Below are 8,101 nucleotides of genomic sequence, written 5' to 3' on the forward strand. Positions count from 1 at the left end.
AAACCGCGAACCACTACGACCACGTCCATATCGCCACCACCGGCGGTGGATACCCGACCGGAAATGAGAAGTACTTCATCTGATTCCGGATGGACTTGACTGGCTGGCCAGGGGCAGGGCGGTTGCCGTCCCCGACGGACAGTCACCCCCGCCAGACCCAAAGCGCCCGTGGATATCTCATGACAATCGTCATTATCCATACACCGTCTCGGCGCAGTCGACGAGGAACTCGCAGGTGCCCGTCATGGGCACCGATGCGGGCTTCGTCGAGTCCGTCGCACAGCTGAAGGCCGGCGGCGAGTACAGCTTCCACCGCTACGAGCTGCTCGACGACCACCCATCACGCCGTGACGGCGAGCTGAACGACTACCTCACGCTCGAGCTCCGATGACACCTTGCGGCTCGCCTAGTTGCCGTTGAGAAGCTGAATTACCCTGCGGCTGTTCTTCAGAATGTGTTCACTGATTGGCAGGGCGGGTGCCTGTCGGGTAACCAGGAGCAACTGCAGCGCTGCTCGATGCGACAGATGGACCTGGCGGTATCCGCGATCTCACCGCATCGGTTGGTCTATATGTCCCACCTCGCGCCACAAGCCTCTTTCAGGCCGATTCCGCCCTGGTCGTGGCTAACATGCGTGCATGCAGTTGGCCCCGGGGGATGTCTTTGCTGGCTTCAGCCACCGAACCGCTGACGCATCAACTCAATTCCCTCCACGTACACCGTGCGGACCGCGTCCGCGGCCTCGGTTTCGCTGGCGCCGTCGGGCACGAACGATCCGACCCAATCCAGGGCGCATCGATCGCCGGCCAACGGAGATAGCGAGATTGTTGCCCGGTAGTCGGCGATGGGAAGCGGGCCGGTGGCAAGCATCGAATATCCTGTACGCCAGTTGATGTCATCGAAATCCTCGAGCCGCTCGATCAGATGGTCGTCACCGATCGTGACGGTCCGCGTCATCCCGATTGCTGTACCGCTGACCTGCACAGTGCCGTCGCGTGACGCGACCAGCATCTCGGCGAAGCCGCCGAAATCGCTGATCAGCATCCACACTTGGTGCGCGGAAGCGCCGAGCTCGCACGATTCGCGTACTTCGGTCATGATATTTCTCCTCGAACAGCGTCACGGGACTCGCAGGTGGGCAGCCCGTCGCGCAGAATGTCGACCAACGGGGTAGGACGCAGCGCGAACTCTCGCTGCATGCGGGCGGAGTCGACGACGAACGGCTTCTGCAGCTGATACTGCATTTCGGGCAGTTCGCGGACCACTTTCGACCCCCATCCGGCGGCCCGCAGCAGCCATCCCGGCATCCGGGACAGCCGCGGCTCAGCCACACCGGCGCAGCCGGCCAGCGTGGTCGCCAACTGGCGTGCGGACACCGGGGCGTTCGTCGGCGCGTGCCAAGCCTGCCCCCACGCGTGATCGCTGGCCGCGGCGGCCGCCAGGGCGCGCGCTGCATCGACCGTGCCGGTCCAGCTGTGCGGGGCGTCGAGGTCGGCGGGGAACATCGCCTGCTTCTGCGCGAGAACCTTGGGTGCGACCATGAGGGTGAAGACCGACATCGCGCCCCGGCCGACGAAATCGCTTGCACGGATCTCGGTGACCCGGACACGGCCGGCGTCGTGTGCCGCCTTTGCTTCTTCCCAGATTCGTGCCCGCAAAGCGCCCTTGCGCGAGTTGGGCCGCATCGGCAGGTCTTCGGTCATCGGCCCATCGACGGGCCCGTAGCCGTAGAGATTGCCCAGCATCACGTAGTTCACTTGCGCCTTGATCGCTGCGTTGAGCAGCCCGGCCGCCAGCGCGGGAAACTGCGTACGCCAGTGCTGATACGGCGGTGCGGCGCAATTGAACAACGTCGACGCCCCGCGGATCGCGGTGGCCAGTTGGGAGGCGTTCGTTGCATCAAGGGCGACCCGGCGGATGCGCGGGTGCGACGGGCCGCTACCGCTGCGGGTGATCAGCCGCACGTCGTGGCCTTCCTCAGCCAGTAGTTCGGCGGTCGCGACGCCGGTGCCACCGGCACCGACGACGACGTTCATCGACATGGTTCTCCTCGGGTTGGTGGGGACGCGGTTCACTATCGCCGCGGGTGGGGCACTACGGTAGTGGCTGAAATGCCACAGATGCGGAGGTTCTGGCCATGCATCAAATAGCCGTGGTCGCTGTCGCGCCGGTCGGCGCTTTCGAGCTGTCGATACCCGACCTGTTGTTCGGAGGTGTCGTCGTTGACGGCAGGCCCGCGTACGCGACACGCACCTGCACGTCACGCCCGGGAGCTGTGGCCACGCGTGGCGGCTTCGACGTGCTTGTCACCCATGGACTCGCCACCATCGCGCGCGCGGACACCGTCGTGGTCGTCGGCACCGGTGCGCGCGACGATTTCGCCCCAGAGTTGTTGGCGGCGTTGCGAAAAGCGAGTGCTCGGGGGGCGCGGATGGCGTCGATCTGCACCGGTGTGTTCGTGCTGGCGGCAGCAGGTCTGCTCGATGGGCGATGCGTGACCACCCACTGGCAATACGCCCGAGAGCTGGCGGAGGCGTTTCCACAGCTACGGGTCCGGCCCGAGGTGTTATTCATCGAAGACGGCCCGATCGTCACCTCGGCCGGTCTCGCGGCGGGAATCGACTTGTGTCTGCACCTGATCCGCACCGATCACGGTGCCGCGGTGGCGAACACCGTTGCGCGCCTGGCGGTGGTGGCCCCGGTGCGTCCGGGCGGACAGGCGCAGTTCATCGATGCCCCCGTGCCGTCGATCGGCGCGGCGACTCTGGACGCCACCCGTGCCTGGGCCCTGACCCGGCTGTCGGACAAACTCACGCTGGCCGACCTGGCCGCCCACGCGAACGTCAGCGTGCGCACGCTCAATCGCCGGTTCCGGGCCGAGACGGGCCTCAGTCCCCTGCAATGGCTGCTGCAGCTGCGGATAGACCGTGCCCGCGAACTCCTCGAAACCACCGATCTGCCAATGCATGTCATCGCCCACCACACCGGCATCGGAACCGTCGATTCCCTGCGCGATCACGTGATCCGCAAGACCGGACTCACGCCCAGCGCATACCGGGCCACCTTCACCCACTCCCCCGGCCAAGTAGCCGGCTAACGCTGTCTGGTCAGGATCGCGATCGCGGAGCCCCGCGCTTGCTCGACGGCCCTTGCGCCGGGTACGGGAGGCGTCAATGTCGGTGCCGGCGAAGGCGCTGAGAAAGGCGTGATGGAAGCACCCGCCGCTTAGCAGCGCCGCACCCGCGGCCGGATCGGTGCCGGCCCGCAGTCGGCCGAGTCGCTGCTCGGTGGCCAGATAGACATTCGAGGGCGTCGTGGACAGCCGGTCGGTGCCGCTCTCTGTGCTGCATGAGGCACTCGTCGAGACCGACACGATGACGCTGCTGGCCGAATTCGCCGCGGACCGTCGCGCGGATCGTCACACAGGCCCGTCAGCGGGGGAGAGCGTCGACTGAACAAGGGCAGCCTTGTTAGTCGATCAGGCATTCGGTCTGCTGTGGTACCGACTCAGCTTCGACAACGCCGCGCTCGACAAGCGAACAGGGACTGAGCTCGCGAGAACCGCGGCTGCACAACTTCGCGTGTGAGCGGCGAAAGGTCTTGCACCGGAGTTTGTTAGGCCAGTCAGGCGCCCGCAGATGACCGCGCCCTCGGCAGGTGCCTCAAGAGCTGTGGCGCTGGTTGAAGTGGCGCGGCCGACGGAGGGCCAGCGTCGAGGCTTGGCCCGTCTGACGGTTGGCCAGTCGGTGCGGGTGGTCACCGGATCGGGATTGTCGCTGAGATAGATCGTGCGCAGCCAGATGGACGTCCCCACGTCTACGACACTATTCAGCGGCAACGACCTTGGTGCGTCGCAGAAGCCACACCTGCGGTGGTTGAGAAGCCACAGCGGCTCCCGCCGATGATTGCCGCCATCATCATCCCCACAACAACAGTAGGGAGTTTTCGCGGCCGGCTCAGATCCGGCCATGCGCTACCTTATTGTTACCTTATCTATCCCTTAGTTTTCTTAGAAACTCGTGTACGGTGGGCCGAAGCGGACGCACGGCAGCGATGGAAGGAACCCGACATGCATCACTCACCTGCACGGATCGTCCTGGTCACGGGCGGATCGAGGGGCATCGGCGCGGACGTCGCGCAGCAACTCGCCGGCGCCGACACCCACGTCGTCGTGAACTACCGCCAGCGAGCGGAACGCGCGGAAGACATCGCAGAAGCCATCCGCAGCGCAGGCGGGTATGCCTCCACGCTGGGCGCCGACATCGCTGATGAGGCCGAGTGCGCGGCGATGATCGACACCATCGCGACTCGCTTCGGGCGATTGGACGCCTTGGTGCTCAACGCGTCAACTGACCTCGAGTCGAAGGTCGACCCCGGATACGCGATGCGCCTCAACCGCGATGCCCAACGGCGCCTTGCGCGGATGGCTGTGCCGCTGATGCCGGTCGGCGGACGAATTGTTTTCGTGACCAGTCACCAGGCCCACTTCTTTCCCCACAAGGCTGTGCCGAAGGGTTATACGGCCATCGCCGCGAGCAAGCGGGCGGGCGAAACCGCCCTGCACGCAATGCGTTCGGAGTTCCGACGCGCTGGTGTGCACCTCACTGTGGTCTCCGGCGAGATGGTCGACGGGACGTTCGCCGGAACGATCGTCGACGCGGCCAACACCCCGAACCCGCTCGGCGTCATGTTTGCCTGCGCCTAGCGCAGGCCTTCACTGCAGCGACGACAGGTTGAAACCCGCGCCAGTCGGGTCCGCCACCGCGGCCAGCCGGCCGTATGGGGTGTCTTCGGCGTTGCGGATGACGCTGCCGCCGTTCTCCTTGATCAGCTGCACGGTCTTGTCGACGTCCTCGGCGCCGAGGAAGAAGAACCAGTTCGACGGAACCCCCTCGCCGAGGTCTCTGGTTCCATCCATCACACCGAGCAACGCATCGCCGTCGAAAATGGCTGTGCTGTAGCGGAATTCATCGGTGTCGGAGACGGTCTCGGTCTGCCAGCCAAATACCTCGCGGTAGAAGTCGAGCGCCTTGCCGTAGTCGCGGGTGGTGAGCTGAGAGTAGACCGGCGCACCTTGCTCGTTGATCACCTCGAAGCCGTTGTGGCCGTTGGGCTGCCAGAGCCCGAAGAACGCGCCGGTCGGGTCGGTCAGCGTGGCCATGTGACCCTTGTCCTTGATCTCCATGGGTTCAGAGCAGATGCCACCTCCCGCCGCGGTCGCTGCCGTCACGGTGGCGTTGATGTCGGCGGTGTGCAGATACGTGGTCCAGCCGTCGGGCGTCCGGAACTGCGGATCATTGCCCATCAATCCGGCCACCGGGTGGCCGTCCTTGGACGCGGTCACGTAGCCGCCGTATTCGGGGCCTGCGGATTCGAACGCCCAGCCGAATACCGTGCCGTAGAAATCCTTCGCGCGGTCCAGGTCCGACGTCAGCAGGTCAATCCAGGTTGGCGCGCCGAGCGGGGCGCGGTCACGAGTAGTCACGATGGTCTCCTTGAAGGTGGTGGGTCAGTCACCGATACCGACCGTTCTCGCCCGGAAAACTCATCGCCTCCGCTAGTTGGTCACCCCGAGGACACGCAGGGCGTTGTCCTTGAATATCAGCGGCACCGCCGCCGGGTCGACGTCCAGCGCCTCGAAGTCGCGGCGCCACCGGTCCATCTTGATGTACGGATAATCGGTGCCGAACAGCACCTTCGTGCGCAGCTGACGGCTGATGGCCCGCACCAGTTGTGGCGGGAAGTACTTTGGCGACCACCCACTCAGATCGACGTAGACGTTCGACTTGTGCGAGGCGATCGCGATCTGCGAGTCCACCCACGGCACCGCGGGATGGGCCATCACGATCGTCAGCTCAGGGAAGTCCGCCGCGACGTCGTCGAGCAGCATCGGGTCGGAGAAGCGCAGCTTGATGCCATGCCCGCCGGGCAGGCCAGAGCCGATCCCGGTCTGGCCCGTATGGAACAGCGCAGGCACCCCTGCCTCGCAGATCGCCTCGTAAATCGGGTAGAAGCGACGATCATTCGGCTCGAACGCCTGCATGCTGGGGTGGAACTTGAAGCCCTTGACGCCGTAGTCGCGGACCAGTTCATGGACGCGGTGCACCGCTCGTCTCTCGTGCCACGGGTCGACGCTGCCGAACGGGATCAACACGTCGCTGTTTCGGATCGCGCCCGCGACGATGTCTTCGACCGAATTCGACTCGTGCCTCATCGCGGTGCGCGCATCGATGGTGAATACCACCGCCGCCGTGTTGTGTCGCCGGTACTCGTCGGCCAACGCGTCGACGCTCGACAGCGCGCCTGGCCCCATCTTGAAGTACTGGCCTACGGCTTCAACCAGTTCGTCGTCGTAGGCCTTGCGGCCGTGGCCATCGACCTCGACGTGGGTGTGGATATCGATCGCGGCAACGCGGTCGAAATCGACACCGTATTCGTACTTTTCGGCTGGCATTTCCGCAGTCTAGGACGACCGCTCGCGACGGTTGACCAACGGGCGAAGGTACGACGGATCGGCCTTGCTGCGCGACGGTGCGCCGTTGCCGTCGATGTCCGGAACCTCGGCGAATGGCAACGGCATCGTCGGGACCATGCCCGACCATTCGATGACGTTGGTCCGCACAGCGATCCGCCACTCCCCGCCACGCCGTTGCAGCCGATCGAGGTAGCGCCCACCTGCGATCCAATTGGTGTCGTCTCGGTTGCGCGCGGCGAACAGGTAATAGGTCTCGGCGTGCGCGGTATCGCCGTCGATCTCGCAGGAGTGGTTGAGAAGGTTGTGGTGCGTCGCCGCCTGCCCGCGCTGATGCATTCTCGTCGCCCAGTCGTACAGCTCGGCAGGGCCGCCGACGAAATCGCCGGCCGCGATGACGGCGTCCGTGTGGAACGCGGACAGAAATACTTCCCGGTCGAATCGGTCCATGCCGCGGCTGAAGCGGGTCAGGCAGTCGAGGATGTCCTGCCGGTCCAGCAGCCGGTCCATTCGGGCGAGACGGTCAGCGTCCATGGCGCGCCTCGGCGATCGGGCGCCAGATGGGCTCGCCGCGCTCGGCCCGCAGCGACGGAATGACGGCGCCATCGACGTCGGTGATCCCGTAGTCGCGCGCGACCTCCGCGGTGATGAAGCTGCCGCCCGACCGCTTCATCACGTCAGGATCGATCGCCAGTGCCGCGATCACCCGGCCGGGGAACTCCGGCGAGCATCCGACCGCGGGGTCGGTGACCGTCTGCGTTGTCATCTCAGGACTGCGCCGCAAGTTGCGCTGCGCCCGCTCCGTGAAGGTGAGGCCTTGCCACAGCGAGAGTGAGGCGACGTTGTACGCCTCGAGCTCAACGGCCATGTCCCGCGCCATCCGGTCCACCGCCGTCTTGCACATCCCGAAGACCACGCCGTAGGTATAGGTCACCGCGGCGTATCCGGAGATGGCGACGACGAGTCCCGACTTCTGCGGAACCATCACCGTCGCCGCATGCCGTGCCGCCACATAGTTGGACCGGACGCCGACATCGACCATGTCCCAATGGCTAAGCGGCTTCTCCCAGAACGGTCCCGGTTCGGTCAGGTCCTCGGGAAGGGCGAACGCGTTGTTGACGAGGATGTCGAGGCGGCCCTGCTCGCGCTGGATCTGGTCGAACAGCGCTGCGACCTGGCTGTCATCGGCATGGTCGACGTGAACGGCGACGCCTTTGCCGCCACGCCGGTCCACCTCATGTGCGGTTTCGCCAACAGTGCCAGGCAGTTCATACGCACCCGGTGTCATGGTGCGACCGGTGACATAGACGGTGGCCCCCTCCGTCCCCAGCGCCAACGCGATGCCCTTGCCGATTCCCCGGCTTGCCCCGGTCACCACAGCGACTTGGCCTGTTAGCGAGCCCATTCCGCGCCCTTGCCGAAGAACGTCTCGCTGTGATCGCCGACCGACCTGCCGGTGTAGTGATCGGCACTGAAGGGCACGCCCATCAGGCCCTGCGACCAGTCGATCGACCGGCCGAGGTCCCGATACCAGTCGTAGAGCATCGTCCGCTGCCCGATTCGCCAGTGAGCGCCGCGCTTGTCCATCCTGTCGAGGTAACGCCCACCGATGACGGTGTCGCGGTCCGC

Annotated in this window: 10 protein-coding genes and 2 pseudogenes; 5 read left to right on the plus strand and 7 right to left on the minus strand. The window is 65.5% G+C overall.

Features of this window, described 5'->3' with window-relative positions:
* Positions 1 to 83 (plus strand): annotated as a pseudogene (locus QOH60_RS03495) (glycoside hydrolase); the annotation flags it as partial.
* Positions 84 to 244: 161 nt separating this feature from the next.
* A complete protein-coding gene (locus QOH60_RS03500; protein ID WP_526417133.1) occupies positions 245 to 391 on the plus strand; it encodes a hypothetical protein in 147 nt (48 codons plus the stop codon).
* A 281-nt stretch (positions 392 to 672) separates the two neighbouring features.
* Here QOH60_RS03500 and QOH60_RS03505 read toward each other — a convergent pair whose 3' ends face one another.
* Together QOH60_RS03505 and QOH60_RS03510 are read right to left on the minus strand one after the other, a co-directional pair.
* Positions 673 to 1,098: an SRPBCC family protein gene (locus QOH60_RS03505; protein WP_526417135.1), complete on the minus strand. Its 426-nt coding sequence runs from the start codon at positions 1,096 to 1,098 to the stop codon at positions 673 to 675.
* Positions 1,095 to 2,042: an NAD-dependent epimerase/dehydratase family protein gene (locus QOH60_RS03510; RefSeq protein WP_526417137.1), complete on the minus strand. Its 948-nt coding sequence runs from the start codon at positions 2,040 to 2,042 to the stop codon at positions 1,095 to 1,097. Before QOH60_RS03510 ends, QOH60_RS03505 begins: the two co-directional genes overlap by 4 nt.
* A gap of 95 nt (positions 2,043 to 2,137) precedes the next feature.
* Here QOH60_RS03510 and QOH60_RS03515 point away from each other — a divergent pair, with 95 nt between their 5' ends.
* The 3 genes from QOH60_RS03515 to QOH60_RS03525 all read left to right on the plus strand — a co-directional run bounded on the left by QOH60_RS03515 (position 2,138) and on the right by QOH60_RS03525 (position 4,705).
* Positions 2,138 to 3,097, plus strand: a complete 960-nt coding sequence (locus QOH60_RS03515; protein ID WP_526417139.1) for a GlxA family transcriptional regulator — start codon at positions 2,138 to 2,140, stop codon at positions 3,095 to 3,097.
* Positions 3,098 to 3,314: 217 nt separating this feature from the next.
* Positions 3,315 to 3,455 carry a hypothetical protein gene (locus tag QOH60_RS03520; protein WP_526417141.1) on the plus strand — a complete coding sequence of 47 codons (141 nt, stop codon included), beginning with the start codon at positions 3,315 to 3,317 and terminating at the stop codon, positions 3,453 to 3,455.
* Positions 3,456 to 4,069: 614 nt separating this feature from the next.
* Complete coding sequence (locus tag QOH60_RS03525; RefSeq protein WP_526417143.1) at positions 4,070 to 4,705, plus strand: SDR family oxidoreductase; 636 nt, start codon at positions 4,070 to 4,072, stop codon at positions 4,703 to 4,705.
* A gap of 9 nt (positions 4,706 to 4,714) precedes the next feature.
* Here QOH60_RS03525 and QOH60_RS03530 read toward each other — a convergent pair whose 3' ends face one another.
* From QOH60_RS03530 to QOH60_RS03550, 5 genes and pseudogenes are all read right to left on the minus strand, one after another.
* Entirely contained in the window at positions 4,715 to 5,485 is a 771-nt protein-coding gene (locus QOH60_RS03530) for a VOC family protein (RefSeq protein ID WP_526417145.1), read from the minus strand.
* 72 nt (positions 5,486 to 5,557) lie between these two features.
* Positions 5,558 to 6,454, minus strand: coding sequence for an amidohydrolase family protein (locus QOH60_RS03535; protein WP_526417147.1), 897 nt, complete (start codon positions 6,452 to 6,454; stop codon positions 5,558 to 5,560).
* Between the two features lie 9 nt (positions 6,455 to 6,463).
* Entirely contained in the window at positions 6,464 to 7,006 is a 543-nt protein-coding gene (locus QOH60_RS03540) for a nuclear transport factor 2 family protein (RefSeq protein WP_526417149.1), read from the minus strand.
* On the minus strand, positions 6,996 to 7,877 hold the full coding sequence (locus QOH60_RS03545) for an SDR family NAD(P)-dependent oxidoreductase (protein WP_526417151.1): 882 nt from the start codon (positions 7,875 to 7,877) through the stop codon (positions 6,996 to 6,998). Before QOH60_RS03545 ends, QOH60_RS03540 begins: the two co-directional genes overlap by 11 nt.
* Positions 7,865 to 8,101, minus strand: a pseudogene (locus QOH60_RS03550) (hypothetical protein); the annotation flags it as partial. The pseudogene QOH60_RS03550 and the gene QOH60_RS03545, both read right to left, overlap by 13 nt.

Source organism: Mycobacterium sp., assembly GCF_032159765.1.
GTDB lineage: Bacteria > Actinomycetota > Actinomycetes > Mycobacteriales > Mycobacteriaceae > Mycobacterium.

Coding starts and splice junctions, on each gene's coding strand:
- QOH60_RS03505 (WP_526417135.1), bottom strand. CDS start 1,098: ATGACCGAAGTACGCGAATCGTGCGAGCTCGGCGCTTCCGCGCACCAA.
- QOH60_RS03515 (WP_526417139.1), top strand. CDS start 2,138: ATGCATCAAATAGCCGTGGTCGCTGTCGCGCCGGTCGGCGCTTTCGAG.
- QOH60_RS03500 (WP_526417133.1), top strand. CDS start 245: ATGGGCACCGATGCGGGCTTCGTCGAGTCCGTCGCACAGCTGAAGGCC.
- QOH60_RS03535 (WP_526417147.1), bottom strand. CDS start 6,454: ATGCCAGCCGAAAAGTACGAATACGGTGTCGATTTCGACCGCGTTGCC.
- QOH60_RS03545 (WP_526417151.1), bottom strand. CDS start 7,877: ATGGGCTCGCTAACAGGCCAAGTCGCTGTGGTGACCGGGGCAAGCCGG.
- QOH60_RS03510 (WP_526417137.1), bottom strand. CDS start 2,042: ATGTCGATGAACGTCGTCGTCGGTGCCGGTGGCACCGGCGTCGCGACC.
- QOH60_RS03525 (WP_526417143.1), top strand. CDS start 4,070: ATGCATCACTCACCTGCACGGATCGTCCTGGTCACGGGCGGATCGAGG.
- QOH60_RS03540 (WP_526417149.1), bottom strand. CDS start 7,006: ATGGACGCTGACCGTCTCGCCCGAATGGACCGGCTGCTGGACCGGCAG.